The sequence below is a fragment of the Sphingomonas mucosissima genome, from assembly GCF_002197665.1.
Lineage (GTDB): Bacteria > Pseudomonadota > Alphaproteobacteria > Sphingomonadales > Sphingomonadaceae > Sphingomonas > Sphingomonas mucosissima.
In genome coordinates, this window is sequence record NZ_NBBJ01000003.1 from 112,005 (window position 1) to 129,226 (window position 17,222).

19 protein-coding genes are annotated in these 17,222 nt (G+C 66.5%); 11 read left to right on the forward strand and 8 right to left on the reverse strand.

Annotated features, from left to right (window positions below):
• Positions 1 to 3 precede the first annotated feature (3 nt).
• The gene (locus SPMU_RS10310) at positions 4 to 1,170 is read right to left on the reverse strand and encodes a DUF2332 domain-containing protein (protein WP_245833071.1); all 1,167 of its coding nucleotides are present in this window, start codon (positions 1,168 to 1,170) and stop codon (positions 4 to 6) included.
• Between SPMU_RS10310 and hisG the strand changes: the two genes are divergently transcribed.
• The 4 genes from hisG to SPMU_RS10330 all read left to right on the forward strand — a co-directional run bounded on the left by hisG (position 1,151) and on the right by SPMU_RS10330 (position 3,958).
• Positions 1,151 to 1,816 carry an ATP phosphoribosyltransferase gene (hisG, locus tag SPMU_RS10315; RefSeq protein WP_088333806.1) on the forward strand — a complete coding sequence of 222 codons (666 nt, stop codon included), beginning with the start codon at positions 1,151 to 1,153 and terminating at the stop codon, positions 1,814 to 1,816. The genes SPMU_RS10310 and hisG overlap by 20 nt on opposite strands.
• On the forward strand, positions 1,813 to 3,099 hold the full coding sequence (gene hisD / locus SPMU_RS10320) for a histidinol dehydrogenase (RefSeq protein WP_088333807.1): 1,287 nt from the start codon (positions 1,813 to 1,815) through the stop codon (positions 3,097 to 3,099). Before hisG ends, hisD begins: the two co-directional genes overlap by 4 nt.
• Before the next feature lie 225 nt (positions 3,100 to 3,324).
• Positions 3,325 to 3,780: a transcription antitermination factor NusB gene (gene nusB, locus SPMU_RS10325; RefSeq protein ID WP_088333808.1), complete on the forward strand. Its 456-nt coding sequence runs from the start codon at positions 3,325 to 3,327 to the stop codon at positions 3,778 to 3,780.
• A gap of 1 nt (position 3,781) precedes the next feature.
• A complete protein-coding gene (locus SPMU_RS10330; protein WP_088333809.1) occupies positions 3,782 to 3,958 on the forward strand; it encodes a DUF4169 family protein in 177 nt (58 codons plus the stop codon).
• Positions 3,959 to 4,021: 63 nt separating this feature from the next.
• On the opposite strand, the gene SPMU_RS10335 is transcribed toward SPMU_RS10330, so the two are convergent.
• Entirely contained in the window at positions 4,022 to 4,459 is a 438-nt protein-coding gene (locus tag SPMU_RS10335) for an MAPEG family protein (RefSeq protein WP_088334104.1), read from the reverse strand.
• A gap of 193 nt (positions 4,460 to 4,652) precedes the next feature.
• Between SPMU_RS10335 and rpmF the strand changes: the two genes are divergently transcribed.
• From rpmF to SPMU_RS10360, 5 genes are all read left to right on the forward strand, one after another.
• Positions 4,653 to 4,832, forward strand: coding sequence for a 50S ribosomal protein L32 (gene rpmF, locus SPMU_RS10340; protein WP_088333810.1), 180 nt, complete (start codon positions 4,653 to 4,655; stop codon positions 4,830 to 4,832).
• Between the two features lie 79 nt (positions 4,833 to 4,911).
• Positions 4,912 to 5,943, forward strand: a complete 1,032-nt coding sequence (plsX, locus tag SPMU_RS10345; protein WP_088333811.1) for a phosphate acyltransferase PlsX — start codon at positions 4,912 to 4,914, stop codon at positions 5,941 to 5,943.
• A complete protein-coding gene (locus SPMU_RS10350; RefSeq protein ID WP_088333812.1) occupies positions 5,940 to 6,908 on the forward strand; it encodes a beta-ketoacyl-ACP synthase III in 969 nt (322 codons plus the stop codon). Before plsX ends, SPMU_RS10350 begins: the two co-directional genes overlap by 4 nt.
• 85 nt (positions 6,909 to 6,993) lie before the next feature.
• The gene (locus SPMU_RS10355; RefSeq protein ID WP_088333813.1) at positions 6,994 to 7,296 is read left to right on the forward strand and encodes an integration host factor subunit alpha; all 303 of its coding nucleotides are present in this window, start codon (positions 6,994 to 6,996) and stop codon (positions 7,294 to 7,296) included.
• Positions 7,293 to 7,700, forward strand: coding sequence for a MerR family transcriptional regulator (locus SPMU_RS10360; protein ID WP_088333814.1), 408 nt, complete (start codon positions 7,293 to 7,295; stop codon positions 7,698 to 7,700). The genes SPMU_RS10355 and SPMU_RS10360 overlap by 4 nt, the downstream gene beginning before the upstream one ends.
• 20 nt (positions 7,701 to 7,720) lie before the next feature.
• Here the strand turns inward: SPMU_RS10360 and thiD are convergent, their stop codons facing one another.
• From thiD to SPMU_RS10385, 5 genes are all read right to left on the reverse strand, one after another.
• Complete coding sequence (gene thiD / locus SPMU_RS10365; protein WP_088333815.1) at positions 7,721 to 8,938, reverse strand: bifunctional hydroxymethylpyrimidine kinase/phosphomethylpyrimidine kinase; 1,218 nt, start codon at positions 8,936 to 8,938, stop codon at positions 7,721 to 7,723.
• Between the two features lie 225 nt (positions 8,939 to 9,163).
• The gene (locus tag SPMU_RS10370; protein WP_088333816.1) at positions 9,164 to 9,388 is read right to left on the reverse strand and encodes a DUF1272 domain-containing protein; all 225 of its coding nucleotides are present in this window, start codon (positions 9,386 to 9,388) and stop codon (positions 9,164 to 9,166) included.
• 10 nt (positions 9,389 to 9,398) lie between these two features.
• Complete coding sequence (locus SPMU_RS10375; RefSeq protein ID WP_088333817.1) at positions 9,399 to 9,842, reverse strand: acyl-CoA thioesterase; 444 nt, start codon at positions 9,840 to 9,842, stop codon at positions 9,399 to 9,401.
• Positions 9,843 to 9,896: 54 nt separating this feature from the next.
• Positions 9,897 to 10,676: a sulfite exporter TauE/SafE family protein gene (locus tag SPMU_RS10380; RefSeq protein WP_088333818.1), complete on the reverse strand. Its 780-nt coding sequence runs from the start codon at positions 10,674 to 10,676 to the stop codon at positions 9,897 to 9,899.
• Between the two features lie 28 nt (positions 10,677 to 10,704).
• Positions 10,705 to 11,913 carry an LL-diaminopimelate aminotransferase gene (locus SPMU_RS10385; RefSeq protein WP_088333819.1) on the reverse strand — a complete coding sequence of 403 codons (1,209 nt, stop codon included), beginning with the start codon at positions 11,911 to 11,913 and terminating at the stop codon, positions 10,705 to 10,707.
• Positions 11,914 to 12,007: 94 nt separating this feature from the next.
• On the opposite strand from SPMU_RS10385, the gene SPMU_RS10390 reads away from it, so the two are divergent.
• Together SPMU_RS10390 and SPMU_RS10395 are read left to right on the forward strand one after the other, a co-directional pair.
• Positions 12,008 to 13,738 (forward strand): PHA/PHB synthase family protein, encoded by a 1,731-nt coding sequence (locus tag SPMU_RS10390; protein WP_088334105.1) that lies wholly within the window; start codon positions 12,008 to 12,010, stop codon positions 13,736 to 13,738.
• 160 nt (positions 13,739 to 13,898) lie between these two features.
• Complete coding sequence (locus tag SPMU_RS10395) at positions 13,899 to 14,336, forward strand: phasin family protein (RefSeq protein WP_088333820.1); 438 nt, start codon at positions 13,899 to 13,901, stop codon at positions 14,334 to 14,336.
• A gap of 370 nt (positions 14,337 to 14,706) precedes the next feature.
• Here SPMU_RS10395 and pnp read toward each other — a convergent pair whose 3' ends face one another.
• A complete protein-coding gene (pnp, locus tag SPMU_RS10400) occupies positions 14,707 to 17,073 on the reverse strand; it encodes a polyribonucleotide nucleotidyltransferase (RefSeq protein WP_088333821.1) in 2,367 nt (788 codons plus the stop codon).
• Between the last annotated feature and the right edge of the window lie 149 nt (positions 17,074 to 17,222).

Consider the following 17,222-nt stretch of genomic DNA (forward strand, 5'->3'; position numbering starts at 1 on the left):
GGCTCAATCCCGCTCGTACGGGCCGCGCCGCATCACATAGTCGCGCGTTTCATAGGGTGGCGGCAGCGCCTCCACCCATGCGCCATGCGCGTGGGTGAGCGCCACCAGCTCCATCGGCCGCTCGCCCGGCCAGCTCTGCACGCGGACCTCGTGGCGGTGAAGATCGCGGTTGGGCTCCATCATCACCCAGGCGAGCCGCCGTTCGGGCGTGGCGCGCGCGCCTGCCGCGTCCACTGCCTCGCGGATGCGCGCTTGCGAGGCGGGCGGCAGATATTGCCACACCACCGAGTGCATGAGCACGCGCGTGGTGCCGGCGTCCTGCGGCTCCGCCAGTTTGGCTTCCACCCAATCGGCCGCGTCGCCCTGCACCAGTGACACGCCACGATCGCGGATAATGGCGATCCCGCGCTCGATTCGCTCGAGGCGCTCGGCGGCGTCCACCCAGACATAAGCGGCCAGCCGCTCCGCTTCGACGGGATCAGCCACGTCGACCGGCGCGATGTCGACACCCTGAACGGAGCGGATCGCGACGGCGGCATCGGGCGGCGGCGGACCGCGCCACTCGGGCGCGATGAGGACGGGCGAGTCGAACGGCCCGCGACGCAATCCACCGAGATCGAATGCGTAGCGGTCGATCAGCAGGTTGAGCCCGGCGCTCGAACCGATCTCCAGCAGATCCATCGCCGGGCCGAACCGCTCGGCCACCTGGAGCAGCCCGGTCATCAGCCCCGCCGATCGCCCCGCCTCATTCGTCTGCGGCGGCCCGTCGAGCCACGGCAGCAGCGCGGCGTCATGCAAGCGCACCACCGATCGCAGGCTATCGATCACATCAGCGGGGTCGCTCACCGTGCCGGTGAACACCCGATCCAGCGCCCGATCGACGCCGCGCCGATGGACCGCATGCAGCCCGCCGACCAGCCGAAGCACTACGGCGTCCGCCACCGGTTCACCGCGCCAGTCGAGCACCCGCCGTCCCGTGGCGCTCTCCAGATCCAGCGCGTCGGCAAGCGCGGTGCAGACCCGCGCGGTGATCGGTGCGGCCATCGCGGCGCAATAGCCCGCCTGGATGCGGAACGACTCGCGATTCTCTGCTTCGCTGCCCATGAGCACGTGTTGCGCCTGTTCGGAGCGGTGCGTAAAGCCCGCCGCCATGGCCGAACCGCTCGTCATTGCCGTACCCAAGGGGCGGATCCTCGCCGAAGTGCAGCCGCTGCTCGCCGCCGCTGGCGTCGTGCCCGAAGCCGCGTTCTTCGATGAGGACAGCCGCGCGCTCCGCTTTGCCACGCAGGACCCCGCAATTGCGCTGATCCGCGTGCGCGCCTTCGATGTCGCGACCTTCGTGGCGCATGGCGCGGCGCAGCTCGGGATCGTCGGCTCCGACGTGCTCGGCGAGTTCGCTTACCCCGAGCTTTATGCCCCGGTGGACCTCAACATCGGCCATTGCCGCCTCTCCGTAGCCGAGCCGAAAGAACTGGCGGAGCACGACGATCCGCGCGGCTGGAGCCATGTGCGCGTCGCCACCAAATACCCGCATCTCACCGCGCAGCATTTTGCGAGCCGCGGCGTGCAGGCGGAGTGCATCAAGCTGAACGGCGCGATGGAACTGGCACCCATGCTTGGCCTGGCGCCGCGCATCGTGGACCTGGTGTCCTCTGGCCGCACCCTCAAGGAGAATGGCCTGGTCGAGGTCGAGACAATCGTCGAAGTCTCTTCGCGGCTGATCGTCAATCGCGCGGCGATGAAGATGCGCGCCGGGCTGGTGGTGCCCTTGGTGGAGGCATTCCGCCGCGCCTTGAATGAGGCGCAGGCGGCATGATCCGGCTTTCCACCGCCGACGCCTCGTTCGCGCGCGACTTCGCCGCCCTGGTCGATGCGCGCCGCGAATCGGACGCTGATGTGACCCGCGATGTGTCGAACATCCTGCGCAGCGTGCGCGATGAGGGCGATGCGGCGCTCAAGGCCTTTACCCAGAAGCTCGACGGCCACGATCTGGACGAGAGCGGTTGGCACGTCCCGCTGGCAGACTGCGCGGCTGCATTCGACGCACTCGACCGGTTTCTGCGCGAGGCGCTGGAGCTCGCGGCAACGCGCATCCGCGCCTATCACGAGAAACAGCGGCCGGCGGACACCGCGTTCACCGATGAGGCCGGCGTGCGGCTCGGCGCGCGGTGGCGGCCGGTGGATGCGGCGGGCATCTATGTGCCCGGCGGCCGTGCGGCCTACCCGTCCACGCTGCTGATGAACGCCATCCCTGCGAAGGTCGCAGGGGTGGAGCGGCTGGTGGTCGTCACGCCGACGCCAAAAGGGGACATCAACCCGCTCGTCCTCGCAGCCGCGCATCTTGCCGGCGCGGACGAGGTTTGGCGCGTCGGCGGTGCGCAGGCGATCGGTGCGCTCGCGTGGGGCACCGATCGGATCGCGCGCGTCGATGTTGTCACCGGGCCCGGCAATGCCTGGGTCGCGGAGGCCAAGCGCCAAGTTTATGGCGTCGTCGGCATCGACATGGTCGCCGGGCCGAGCGAGATCGTGGTGGTCGCCGATGGGCAGAACGATCCCGACTGGATCGCCGCCGACCTGCTCAGCCAGGCCGAGCATGACGTGACGACCCAGTCGATCCTGTTCACCGATTCCCCCGACTTCGCCGATGCCGTGGTGGCGGCAGTCGAGCGGCAGCTGGTCGACCTGCCAACCGGCGAGACCGCGCGGATCGCGTGGGAGCGCAGCGGCGCGATCGTGATCGTGCGCGATCTGGCGGAGGCGATGCCGCTGGTCGACGCGCTGGCGCCCGAGCATGTCGAGATCGCCGTTGATGATCCGCAGCCGCTCTTCGACATGCTGCGCCATGCCGGATCCGCCTTCCTCGGCCGGCACACGCCAGAAGCGATCGGGGACTATGTCGCCGGCCCGAATCACGTGCTCCCCACAGGCCGCCGCGCGCGATTCGCCAGCGGACTGGGCGTTACCGACTTCATGAAGCGCACCAGCTTCCTGCAGCTCGACGCCGACTCGCTGGCCAAGTTGGGCCCGGCAACGGTAGCGCTGGCCGAGGCGGAGGGTTTGCCGGCCCACGCGCAATCGGTGGCGCTGCGGCTGCGGTAGAGTTCGCGCTCGTACGAGCCGTTGCCCCATCCTCATCGTCATCCTGGCCTTGCGCCGGATCCACGAGGCCGCAGACGCTGAGGTCCGAAGGGCGAGCGACAGCGCCCGCAGATGGTTGGATCGCGGCGCAAGGCCGGAATGACGCGGCTCTCTTAAGTCGAGCTAGGCACACGCGCGTGTCGAAGGACTGGCCGATTCGCGCCCATCGGCGTAAGGGCCGCCGCCATGTCCCGTACCGCTGCCCGTACCAAGGCCCGCGCCGCCGCGCGCCTCGCCGCCACCCAGGCGCTTTACCAGCATGAGATGGAGGGCACCGCGATGCCCGCGCTCCTGCACGAATTCCACCACCACCGGATCGGCGCCACCATCGAGGGCGCCGAATATGCCGAGGCGGACGTCGCCTTCTTCGACGATATCGTCACCGGCGCGCACGCGCGGATCGGCGAGATCGACAAGCTGATCCAGGGCAAGCTCGCGGCCGGCTGGACGCTGGAGCGCCTCGACAAGCCGATGAAGGCCATCCTGCGCGCTGGCACCTACGAACTGCTGTCGCGCGTGGACGTGCCGAAGGGCGCGGTGATCAGCGAATATGTCGACGTCGCCCACGCCTTTTACGAGCGGCGCGAGGCCGGCTTCGTCAATGGCCTGCTTGACGGGATCGCGCGCGAGGTCCGCCCCTGACGTGGGCGAGGTGATCAACCTCCGCCGAGCGCGCAAGGCGCGCGTCCGCGCTGACGCTCAGGAAAAAGCGGCGGCGAATCGGATCACGTTCGGCCGCACCAAGGCCGAACGTGAAGCTGCCGCGGCCGACACCGCACGGCAGGAACGCCTTCTGGACGGGGCGAAGCGCGAGGACTGACCCGCGGCGCGCTGCGGCGTGCCACAATGACGCCCTCCGCAGCCGCCCCCCCACAAAACTTGCTCAGCCGCGAGGCGTCTCCACGTGCGCGAGCGTGATCGTGCCGCCCCCATCCATTCCCACCACGATCGCCAGCGCCCAGCCCGCCAGGATCAGCGTCACGATCCAGGTCGCCACCGCCCCGCCAGCGCGAAACGCATTGGGCGCCGCCCGACCCATGCCGAGCGGATGGGCGATTCGCGCCACGACGAACACCGCGCCGATGATCCACAGCGCCACGAGCGGACCACGGGCGAGCTCGATCAGCGCCATCAGAATCAGCACGATGGGGGCATATTCGATGAAATTGGCGTGCGCGCGCATACCAGCCGCCAGCGCAGGGTCGCCGCCATCCCCCACCATCACTTTGCCCTGCACGCGCCTACGCACCAGCCGGACAGCGAGCCAGATGTTGATCACGGCACAGGCCGCAGCGATCACGAGTGTGACAGGCAGCACCATCATTTCCTCCCCATTTCGTTGAATTGAAGCGTGCCAGCCCGCCGCGCGGCTTGCAACGCCCGCGCGATCCGCTATAGGCGCGGGTCTTCGCGATGCGCCCGGCTGCCCGGCGCGACCGGTGATATGCCGGTCTGCGCCGATCGTCGTCGGGCCAATCGTATTTGTTTAGAACAATATTGATCAAGGTGCCGCGATGGCCGTCCCCAAGCGAAAGACTTCCCCCTCCCGCCGTGGCATGCGCCGCGCACATGACGCATTGTCGGTTGAGGCGTTCCAGGAATGCCCGAACTGCGGCGAGCTGCGTCGTCCCCACAACCTGTGCACGTCCTGCGGCCACTATAACGGCCGTGAGGTCATCTCGGTCGAGGGCTGATGCCGTCTGCGGTGGGCCGCACATGCGCGCCCGCTGCTGATTCGGTTATGCTGATCTAGAGTACGGAGATCGTTCCGCCATGGCCGACAGTTCCTGGATCGCCGTCGATGCGATGGGCGGTGACGAGGGGCTGGCGGTCATGCTCGCGGGCGTTGCGCGTGCGCGCCATCAGTTCGAGGGGATGAAATTCCTTCTCGTCGGTGATGAAGCGGCGATTCGTGACGGGCTGAAACGCCATCCCAATCTCAGCCAGAACGCCGAGATCGTCCACGCGCCCGATGTTATCTCGGGCGACGAAAAGGCGGGCCAGGCGCTGCGCCGCGCCAAGACGACTTCGATGGGCGTCGCGATCGATTTCGTGAAGCAGGGCCGCGCTGCCGCCGCCGTTTCCGCGGGCAATACCGGCGCGCTGATGGCGATGGCGAAGCTTGCGCTGCGCACCATGCCTGGCATCGATCGGCCGGCACTGGCCGCGCTTCTTCCGACGCTGGGCGAAAACGATCTCGTGATGCTCGATCTTGGTGCCAACACCGAGGTGGAGACCAAGAACCTTGTTCAGTTCGCGGTCATGGGCGCGGCTTATGCTCGTGTCACCATGGATCTCGACAGCCCGCGTGTGGCGCTGCTCAACATCGGCAGCGAGGATCAGAAGGGCACGGAGGAAATCCGTGACGCCGCTGCCGCGCTGCGCAATGCTCCGCACCTGCCGATGACCTTTACCGGCTTCGTCGAAGGTGATCGGCTGTCGCGCGGCGAGCATGACGTGATCGTGTGCGACGGATTCTCGGGCAACATTGCGCTGAAGACCGCAGAGGGCACCGCGCGCTTTGTGGCGGATCTGCTGAAGCGCGCCTTCAAGAGCTCTGTCCGCTCCAAGATCGGTTTCCTGATCTCGCGCCCGGCAACCCAGTTGCTGCGCGATCGGCTGGACCCCAACAATCACAATGGCGCCGTCTTCCTGGGCCTCAACGGCCTGGTGCTGAAGAGCCATGGCGGTGCGAACGAACTCGGCGTGGCCAATGCGATCAACGTTGCGGCAAAGATGGTGCGGGCCGATCTGACCCGCCGCATCGCCGAGGACCTCCGGCATTTCGAGGGACAAGCGGCATGATTCGCAGCGTCATCACCGGCACGGGATCGGCGCTGCCGGCGCGCCGCGTGTCGAACGCCGAAATGACCGAAATGGTCGACACCACCGACGAGTGGATCGTCGAGCGTACCGGCATCCGCTTCCGCCATATCGCGGGGCCGGAAGAGACCACCGCGACGCTCGCGCGCGATGCCGCAACCTCTGCCCTGGCGAGCGCCGGCGTCGATGCGCAGGGGGTCGACCTCATCGTCCTGGCCACTGCGACGCCGGACCAGACCTTCCCATCGAGCGCCACCAAGGTGCAGGCGATGCTGGGCATCGACGATTGCGTCGCTTTCGACATCGCCGCCGTCTGCTCGGGCTTCCTTTATGCCGTGCAGGTCGCCGACAGCATGCTGCGCGCCGGCGCGCATCGCCGCGCGTTGGTGATCGGCGCCGAAACATTCAGCCGCATCCTCGACTGGGAAGACCGCACCACCTGCGTCCTGTTCGGGGATGGCGCCGGCGCGATCGTGCTCGAAGCGCAGGAGAGCGAAGAGGCGGACGGCCGCGGCATCCTCGCCAGCCGCCTCCATGCCGATGGCCGGCACAACGACCTACTCTATGTCGATGGTGGTCCCTCCACCACCGGCACCGTGGGCAAGCTGCGCATGAAGGGCCGCGAGGTGTTCCGTCACGCCGTGGTCAATCTCGCCGCGGTGATGGAGGAGTCGCTCGTGGTTGCGGGGCTTACCGCCGATCAGGTCGACTGGGTCGTGCCGCACCAGGCGAACGCCCGCATCCTCGATGCCACCGCGCGCAAGCTTGGCCTGCCGGCGGAGAAGGTGGTGATCACCGTTGATCAGCACGCCAACACATCAGCCGCCTCCGTGCCGCTCGCGCTGGATGCGGCGGTACGCGATGGGCGTATCCAGGCGGGTCAGATCGTTGTCCTGGAAGCAATGGGCGGCGGTTTCACCTGGGGCGCCGCCGTCGTCCGGTTCTGAGACGCGGCGAGCCCCCACATCCATCTTCCGATTTGCGCACTTTGATGATAACCTCACGCAATAAGCGGCGGGGAGTTTTAAACACATGAGTGATGCTGGCACGTTGACCAGGGCCGATCTGGCGGAATCTTTGCATCGCCAGGTGGGGCTGTCGCGCGCTGATTCCGCTCGGCTGGTCGAGCAGATCCTGGAATCGCTCTGTGGCGCGTTGGCGCGCGGCGAGAATGTGAAGATCTCTGGCTTCGGCACCTTTGTCCTGCGCGACAAGGGCGAGCGGGTCGGCCGCAATCCGAAGACCGGGGTGGAAGTGCCGATCGCGCCGCGGCGCGTGCTTACATTCCGGGCCAGCCAGATGATGCGCGATCGCATCGTCAACGCGAGCGCGTGAGCGTCAACGAAAAGTCTGAGGGTGCCTTTCGCACCATTGGGGAGGTGGCGACCGCGACCGGCGTCGCCCCCCATGTGCTGCGCTATTGGGAAACCCGCTTTCCGGAGCTGCGCCCGGTCACGCGCGCAGGAAACCGGCGCTATTATCGCCCGTCCGACATTGCGCTGATCGAGCGGATCCAGCGCCTGCTGGGGACCGAAGGCTATACGGTAAAGGGTGTTCAGAAGCTGCTGGCCGCGGAAGCGCGCGGCGGCAAAGCCCCGCCCCCGCCTCCCGCGGCGCCCGCCGTGCCCCAAGCGGAGGCAGCGGAGACCCCGGTGGCACCCGCCGGCACGGATAACGCCTCGACAGAAACGCTTCGCGCCATCCGCGATCGGCTGCAGCGGGCGCTGGACTCGGGCTGATCCCGCCGCGCTCGGCGGTTTCAGCTAATCCGCCACGGCGGGAAGCGTCGGTTCTCTCCTGCAACATACAGGCATAGCGTGTTGCCTGCAGGATCGGTCAGCCGCGCCTCGTGCCAGCCCCACGGCTGAAGCTGCGGATCGGCGACAGCGATCCCGTGCGCACGCGCTGAAGCGACTGCCGCATCGAGATCAGTCACCTCGAGGAAAATGATCGGCTGCCCCCGTATCTCCGCTGCCGCTTCGACAGACAGGGTCGTCCCGCCCGCACTTTCGAAGCGGGCATAGCGGCCCGCGCTCTCCACGATCATGGTTAGGCCGAGCGCATTGTAGAAGGCGACGCTCGCCACATGATCGGTGGCCGGCAAGGTCACCTGGTTGATCATCGCGCCGCCCAGGTCACAATCCAGCCGCACCCGCTGATGCCCCATCGGGCCATGCCCGGCGCCAAGTCCCGGCGCCTCGCGCAGTGCAATCCGGACGAACCGCCGCGCCCGTGCGATCGCATCGGGTAGCGGCAGGTCACGCCCTAGCCCCTCGGCCACGGCGCTGGCCAAGGTGCAGCCGGTGCCGTGCGTGTGCGGCGAGTCGATGCGCGGATCGGTCCACACCATATCGGTGCCGTCGGGCAGGACCAGATTGTCCGCTAGGAGATCGCCAGCCTCTCCTTGGGGTAGCAGGACCTGTCCGGTCGCCTCAGGCAACAGGTGTCCGCCCTTCGCCAACACCGCCGCGCCAGTGGACTGGGTGAGATCATGACCGGCAAGCAGCGCCTCGCGTTCCGTTTCAACCGGCCTGCCAGTCAGCACGGCCAGTTCCGGCGCATTCGGGGTGATGAGCATCGCGACGCGCATCAGCCGACCGAATGCCTCGATGGTCGCCGGATCGGCCAGCACCGATCCGGAGGTTGCGATCATCACCGGATCGAACACGATCGGCATGCCCACGCGGCCGAGCGGCTCCAGCACGTCGGCTACCGCATGCGCAGTTTCCGCCGAGCCGATCATGCCGATCTTCACCGCGTCGACGCCGAGATCGTCGATGCACGATCGCATCTGCTGGACGACGATGTCGGTCGGGACCGGGTGGACGGCCTGCACGCCCAGCGTGTTCTGCGCGGTGATCGCCGTCACCGCGGTCATGGCGTGGCCACCGAGCATGGTGACGGTCTTGATATCGGCCTGGATGCCGGCGCCGCCGCCAGAATCCGAGCCTGCGATGATCAGGATGCGCGGTGTCATGGGCGATTGCAAAAAACGAATGTTGAGGAAGTTGAGGCTGTCGCAGGTTTTTCTCCAACAGCCTCAACATTCGTCGGACTGGCGGGCGCGCGGGTGGAAAGACGGCAAGCAAGCATCGGGCGATTACATCATGATCGGGCGGCGTAGGACAGGGATCATTGCGTGAACCGGCGCGCGAGGGTGCCGACAAGCCCCCGCCCCCCGTGTGGAATGGCGCTGAGACGATCAGGCGGTGAAGTGGCGCTTCGTCGAGGCGGGGTTCTTCTTCAGCGCCGCGCCCGTTCGCGCCGGTCGATCGAGTAGCTCGCCGCCGCAATTGGGGCAGCGCTCGTCCAAGGCATCGGCGCAATCCGCGCAAAAGGTGCATTCAAACGAACAGATGAACGCGCCGCCCTCGTCGGCCGGCAAGTCTGCGCCGCAGCGTTCGCAATCAGGGCGCATCTCAAGCATGGCGGCGCCTTTACGCCACGCGGTCCGGCTGCGCCACCATCAGCGCCTCCAGGAATGCGCGCACTTCGCCCTCTATCGGCACCGGGCGGCCGGTGGGCAGATGGACGTTCACGCTCACCATCTCGATCACGTTGCACAATTCGCCATGCTGGTTGGCGATCTCGAACCGCTTGGTGATGCTGGACGAGCCGATGCGCTCGATCCGCACCGACGTGTCCACCGTATCGCCGAGCATGAGCGGCTTCAGATAATCCACATTCGCCCGGCGAACGTGAAATTCCATCTCGCGCCAGGTATCACCCAGCGCATCGGCAATGCCCGTCCAGTCCCAGAATTCCGTCACCGCCACATCGGCATATTCGAGATAGCGCGAATTGAAGACGACGCGCTGGCCGTCGATCTCCGCGTAACGCACCTTGAACGCGGTGGAAAAGGCAAAGCCGGGGCGGGGCATGGGATCAGTCCTGAACAATGATGGCCGCCGGAAACCGGCGTAGGCGGCAAGCCCCTAGAGGATCAGCTTGAAGCCGACCACCGCCAGCGTCGCCGCCAGGATCGGCGTCAGCACCCGATCAGTCACGCGCGAGGCGATGAGGCTGCCGATCACGATACCCGGGATCGATCCCGCCAGGAGCGACAGGAGCAGCATCACGTCAACCGAGCCGAGCCACCAATGGCCCATGCCGGCGATCAGCGTCAGCGGCACGGCATGCGCAATGTCCGATCCCACCAGGCGGCTGACCGGCGCGGTCGGATACAGCAGCAGCAGCGCCGTCATTCCCAGCGCGCCCGCACCGACCGACGTCAGCGAGACCAGCACGCCCAGCACCACGCCGAGCGCCACCGTCAGCAGCCGAAGCGTGCGCGGCGCCATGCCGCGAAACCGTGGCCCGATCGCTGCGACGATCCGTGCGCGAAAGAACGTCGCTGCCGCCGTCGCGACCAGCGCCAAACCCAGCACGAAGGCGATGGTGGCGCCGCTGTCCTTGCCCCGCTCCACACTTTGGCTGAGCAGCAACAGCGTCAGTGCCGCCGCCGGCAGGCTGCCCGCGGCGAGGCGGCGGACGATCTGCCAATCCACGGTACCGCGCAGGCCATGCACCGCGCTGCCCACCGTCTTGGTGGCGGAGGCGTAGATCAGGTCGGTGCCCACCGCCGTCGCCGGGTGAAAGCCGAACGCCAACACCAGCAGCGGCGTCATCAGCGATCCGCCACCAACGCCGGTCAATCCAACGAGCACGCCCACCAGCAGGCCGGCGAGCGAGTAGAGCGGATCATAGCCGATCATGCGCGCTCCGGCAGCGGTGACGCAGGGGTCAACCGGCGTTCCGAGCCGGCACGTTCACGCCCATGCTGGCGAGATATTTCTTCACGTTGCGCGCGGCCTGGCGCAGCCGCTGCTCGTTTTCGACCATGGCGATGCGCACAAAGCCCTCGCCATTCTCGCCGTAACCCACGCCCGGCGCCACCGCGACCTTGGCATGGGTGAGCAATTGCTTGGAGAATTCCAGGCTGCCCATATGCGCGAGAGCCGGGGGTAGCGGCGCCCAGGCGAACATCGACGCGCGCGGGCTCGGGATGTCCCAGCCGGCGCGCGCGAAGCTTTCCACCATCACGTCGCGTCGCTTGTGATAGAGCTTGCGGTTCTGCTCCACGATGTCCTGCGGGCCATTCAACGCGGCGCAGGCCGCGGCCTGGATCGGGGTAAAGGCGCCGTAATCGAGATACGATTTCACCCGTGTCATGGCGGCAATCAGCGTCTTGTTGCCCACCGCGAAGCCGATCCGCCAGCCGGCCATGGAATAGGTCTTGCTCAGCGAGGTGAACTCGACCGCCACATCCTTGGCGCCCTTCACCTGCATGATCGAAGGGGTCGGACTGCCGTCGTAATATAGCTCCGAATAAGCGAGGTCGGAGATGATCCAAACCTTGTTCTCGCGTGCCCAGGCGACCAGCCGCTCGTAAAAGGCGAGATCGACCGCCTCGGCTGTCGGATTCGACGGGTAATTGACGACCAGGATGCTCGGCCGCGGCACGGTGAAGTTCATCGCCCGCTCGAGGCTTTCGAAATAATGCTCGTCCGGCGTCGTCGGCACCGCGCGGATCGTCGCGCCGGCGATGATGAAGCCAAAGGTGTGGATCGGGTAGCTGGGGTTCGGCGCCAGGATCACGTCACCCGGTGCGGTGATCGCGGTGGCAAGGCTGGCCAGCCCCTCCTTGGAACCCATCGTGACAACGACTTCGGTTTCGGGATCGACGTCCACGCCGAAGCGGCGGCCGTAATAATTTGCCTGCGCGCGACGCAGGCCGGGGATGCCCTTTGACGCCGAATAACCGTGAGCGTCCGGCTTTTGCGCCACCTCCACCAGCTTCGCGATCACATGCGGCGGCGGCGGCAGATCGGGATTTCCCATGCCGAGGTCGATGATATCCTCACCCGCCGCGCGCGCCTGAGCCCGCATCGCATTCACTTCAGCGATCACATAGGGCGGCAGACGCTTGATGCGGTAGAATTCGTCGGACATGCGAACCTCGGTTGCGGAAGGCCTGGCATAGACCCTGCGCCGCCGCAGCGAAAGCAGTCGAGGACTATCGCCGGCGTATAGCAACGCTATGGTGATGCGCGGAGAGGATCAGATGACCGACCAGCCCCCGCCGCCGAGCCTCGCCGACCTCCAGCATTGGACATGGGTGATCGGGCGTGCACAGCAGATGATGCTGGAGCAAGGGCTGGCGATGATCGAGTCGCCGCCGTCGGGCGAGTCGGCGGCCAAGGATGGGCCGGCGAATAAGACCGGTGATTTCTGGTCGGAAAGCCTGTCGCTCTGGCAGCAGTTCCTCGGCACCGGCACCGCGCCTGCGCCGCAAGCTGGCGGCGGGCGGATCGACAAGCGCTTCGCCGCCGCCGCCTGGCACCAGAACCCGCTGTTCGCGTGGATGAGGCGATCCTACGAACTGCTTGCCGATCACCTGCTGCGCAGCGTCGACACGATGGAGGGCCTGGGCGAGGAGCAGCGGGCACAGCTTCGGTTCGCCATGCGCGGCTTCGTTGATGCGATCAGCCCCGCCAACTTCCCGTTCACCAATCCCGAAGTGATCCAGCGCACGCTGGAAACGCGCGGCGAAAATCTGCTGAAGGGGCTGCAGCACATGCTGGCCGACATCAGCCGCGGCCAAATGACGCACACGCCGTCGGGCGCGTTCGAGATCGGCCGCAACCTTGCCACCACGCCGGGCAAGGTGATCCACCGCACGGACCTGTTCGAACTGATCCATTACGCGCCGACCACGCCCGAGGTGCTGGCCACCCCGCTGGTGATCTTTCCGCCCTGGATCAACCGTTTCTACATCCTGGATCTGACGCCGGAGAAAAGCTTCATCCGCTGGTGCCTGGATCAGGGGATCAGCGTGTTCATGGTTTCCTGGAAGTCGGCCGACGCGAGCATGAAGGATGTGGTCTGGGCCGATTACATCACGGCACAGATCGAGGCGGTGGACCTGATCCGCGGCCTGCTGGACGTGCCCTCGGTTCACGCCATCGGCTATTGCGTTGCGGGCACCACGCTGGCGGCGACGCTGGCGCTGCTCGCCGCGCGCGGGGAGGCCGACAAGGTGGCGAGCGCCACCTTCTTCACCGCCCAGGTCGATTTCCGCAGCGCCGGCGACCTGAAGAGCTTCATCAGCGACGAACAATTGCAGCTGCTCGCCGCGATCTCGCCCGAGGGGTACCTCGACGGGCGCTACATGGCCGCGACGTTCAATCTGTTGCGCGGGCGCGACTTGATCTGGAACTATGTCACCAACAATTACCTGCTCGGCAGTGACTATGTCCCGTTCGACCTGCTGCACTGGAACGGCGACACCACCAACCTGCCGGCGCGGTGGCACCAGAGCTATTTGAGCGACCTGTACCGCGACAATCTGCTCGTTTCCCCCGGCGCGCTTTCGATCGGGGGCACGCCGCTGGATCTGGGCAAGGTCGCTACTCCCAGCTTCGTTCAGGCCGGCCGCGAGGATCATATCGCGCCCGCCGAGAGCGTTTGGGAAATTACCCGCCACTTCCGCGGGCCGGTGGAATTCGTGCTCGCAGGCTCGGGCCATATCGCTGGCGTCGTAAACCCGCCTTCGGCCGGAAAATACCAATACTGGACCAACGATGCCCCCGTCGCGTCTCTGGACGAATTCATCGCCGGGGCGCGCGAAACCAAGGGCAGCTGGTGGCCGCACTGGCTCGGCTGGCTGCGGGGCCACGGAGACACCACCGTCGCCGCGCAGGGCGCGCGTATTCCGGGACAAGGCACACGCCCTGCGCTGGAGGACGCGCCGGGCAGCTACGTGCGGGGACGCTAAGCGTTCATGTTGCACCGCACAATGTTATTGAACAATGACTTGGACTGTATTATTTTGCGGCGCAGCATAACGTAACAAGGCGGCCGGCATCTTCCTGCACGAGACCGCCAATTGTGAGTGTCCCGCCCTCGGGGCGCTCCGCCGCGCGAAGGAACGGACGATGGTTGAAGCTTTCCACACGATGACCGAACAGACGAAGACGATGTTCGCGCAGGCGAACGAGCGCGCCAAGGCGCAGATGGAGCAGGGCGCCAAGGCGTTCGAGGACATGAACGCGTTCCAGAAGGCCAACCTCGAAGCCGTGGTCGAATCCTCCAAGATCGCCGCCAAGGGCTTCGAGCAGATCGGCCAGAACGCCACCAGCTACCTCAAGACCTCCTATGAAAGCGCAACCGGCGCGTTCCGCTCGCTGAGCAGCGTCACCTCGCCCGCCGAGCTGTTCCAGCTCCAGAGCAACTTCGTGCGCGCTTCGTTCGATGCGTTCGTTGCGGAGGCCTCGCGCTCGACCCAGACGGCGCTGAAGCTGGCCGGCGAGATCGCCCAGCCGATCTCCAACCGCGTCGCCGTCACGGTGGAAAAGGCGAAAACCGCCGCCTGAGACGTCCTCGTCTTTGAGTGACCCGTCACCCCGGACTTGATCCGGGGTCTCGCTTCTGTCCGCGACGGCGGAGAGGACGCTGGACCCCGGCTCAGGGCCGGGGTTTCGTGCATTTGGGGGCACGCCGCCTCCCCTCCCGCTCGCGCCGAGCCTCGAAGGGGTGGCGTCGTGCAGCACGGTGAACGGAGATCGTGCACCCGAATGCCGCTCGTCCCGCGCATCGTCGAGGGAGAAGCCCCGGGCGCCTCCGCCTGAGGCCCGTGCATCGGCTACACGCGACACGAATGAGCCTAGTCGTCTCCCTAAACGAAGAAGGGCCCCGGCATCGCTGCCAGGGCCCTTCTCATGTCACCCGAAGGCGAGCGCGCGCTTAGTCGCGGTCGCGGTCGTTGGTCAGGAACGCCGGGGCGAACTCGGGCGCAGGGCCGTCATCATTGCCGCCGCCGTTGCCGCCTTCCGAACGCTCGCGGCGCGGGCCGCGATCACGGCGCGGGCCGCTGCGATCACCACCACGGTCGCCGCCGCGATCACCGCCACGGCCACCACGATCACCGCCGCCTTCGCGACGCGGACCACGGTCGCCACGGTCACCACGCGGCTCGCGCGGTTCGCGTGCCGGACGGGTGTCCTCCAGCTCGGCGCCGGTTTCCTGGTCGACGACGCGCATCGACAGGCGAACCTTGCCGCGCGGATCGATCTCGAGGACCTTGACCTTCACTTCCTGGCCTTCGGACACGACGTCACCGGGCTTCTCGACGCGCTCGTTCTTCATCTCGGAGACGTGGACGAGACCGTCCTTGCCACCCATGAAGTTCACGAATGCACCGAAGTCAACGATGTTGACGACCTTGCCGGTGTAGATCTTGCCGACCTCGGCCTCTTCCACGATGCCCTTGATCCAGGCGATCGCCGCCTCGATCTGGCTGTGGTCGGAAGAGCTGATCTTCACCACGCCCTCGTCGTCGATGTCGACCTTGGCGCCGGTGGTGGCGACGATCTCCCGGATCACCTTGCCGCCCGTGCCGATGATGTCGCGGATCTTGGACTTGTCGACCTGCAGCGTTTCGATGCGGGGCGCATGCGCCGACAGCTCGCCGCGGGTCTCGCCCAGCGCCTTGTTCATCTCGCCCAGGATGTGCGCACGGCCTTCCTTGGCCTGGTGCAGCGCGGCTTCGAAGATCTCCTTGGTGATGCCGGCGATCTTGATGTCCATCTGCATCGTGGTGATGCCTTCGGACGTGCCCGCCACCTTGAAGTCCATGTCGCCCAGATGATCCTCGTCACCCAGGATGTCGGACAGGATCGCGAAATCCTTGCCTTCCAGGATCAGGCCCATGGCGATGCCCGACACCGGGCGCGTGATCGGCACGCCCGCGTCCATCAGCGCCAGCGACCCACCGCACACCGACGCCATCGACGACGAGCCGTTGGACTCGGTGATGTCGCTGGTCAGACGGATGGTGTAGGGGAAGTCTTCCTTGCTGGGCAGCACCGGGTGCAGCGCACGCCATGCCAGCTTGCCATGGCCGACTTCGCGGCGGCCCGGCGCACCGAAGCGGCCCACTTCACCGACCGAATAGGGCGGGAAGTTATAGTGCAGCATGAAATGCTGGTACGACAGACCGTTCAGGCCGTCGATCATCTGCTCCGCATCGCGGGTACCAAGCGTCGCGGTTGCGATCGTCTGGGTCTCGCCGCGCGTGAACAGCGCCGAGCCGTGGGCGCGCGGCAGGAAGTGCGTTTCCGCTTCGATCGGGCGGATCTGCGTGGTGGAGCGGCCGTCGATGCGCTTGCCGTCCTTCAGGATCGCCTGACGGACGATGTTCGCCTCGAGCTTCTTCACCAGCTTCAGCGTGCCGAGATACTGGGCGGGATCGCTTTCCTTCAGGTCCGCGAATGCCTCGCGGGCCTTGGCGCGGGCCTCGTTCAGCGCGTTCTGGCGCTGCTGCTTGTCGGTCAGCTTGTAGGCGGCGGCGATGTCCTTGCCGATCGCCTTGTCGAGCTTCTTGAGCGTGGCCGACTTGTCGTCGACCGGCGCCAGATCCCACGGATCCTTGGCGGCCTGCTCGGCGAGCTTCACGATCGCCTTCACGATGTCACGGCAGGCATCGTGCGCGAACAGCACGGCGCCCAGCATGATCTCTTCCGACAGCTCCTTGGCTTCGGATTCGACCATCATGACCGCGTCGTAGGTCGCGGCCACGACCAGATCGAGCTCACCCTCTTCGACCTGCTTGTCGGTCGGGTTCAGGATATACTCGCCGTCGATATAGCCGACGCGTGCGGCGCCGATCGGGCCCATGAACGGCACGCCCGAGATGGTGAGCGCGGCGGACGCGGCGATCATCGAGAGGATGTCCGGCTCGTTCTCGCCGTCATAGCTCAGCACCTGAGCGATGGCGTTGATCTCGTTGTAGAAGCCTTCGGGGAACAGCGGGCGGATCGGGCGATCGATGAGACGCGAAACCAGCGTCTCCTTTTCGGTCGCGCCACGCTCACGCTTGAAGAAGCCACCCGGGATACGACCGGCGGCGGAGAACTTTTCCTGATAGTGGACGGTGAGCGGGAAGAAATCCTGCCCTTCCTTGACCGTCTTGGCAGCGGTGACGGCGCACAGCACCACCGTTTCGCCGAGCGTCGCGATAACCGCGCCGTCAGCCTGGCGGGCGACCTTGCCCGTTTCGAGCGTCAGGGTCTTTCCGCCCCACTCGATGCTTACCGTTTTCTTGTCGAACATGTCGTTTCCTTCACTCCGGCCGCCCTATGCAGCCGGGGCCTGCTTGAGCCAGTCTTGGCTCGTGCCGGTCGGGCCTTATTGCCCCTGCGGCGTTGCACGCTCGCGTCACGCGCGAGGCGTATATGCAAGAAGGGCGCCGCAAGGGCGCC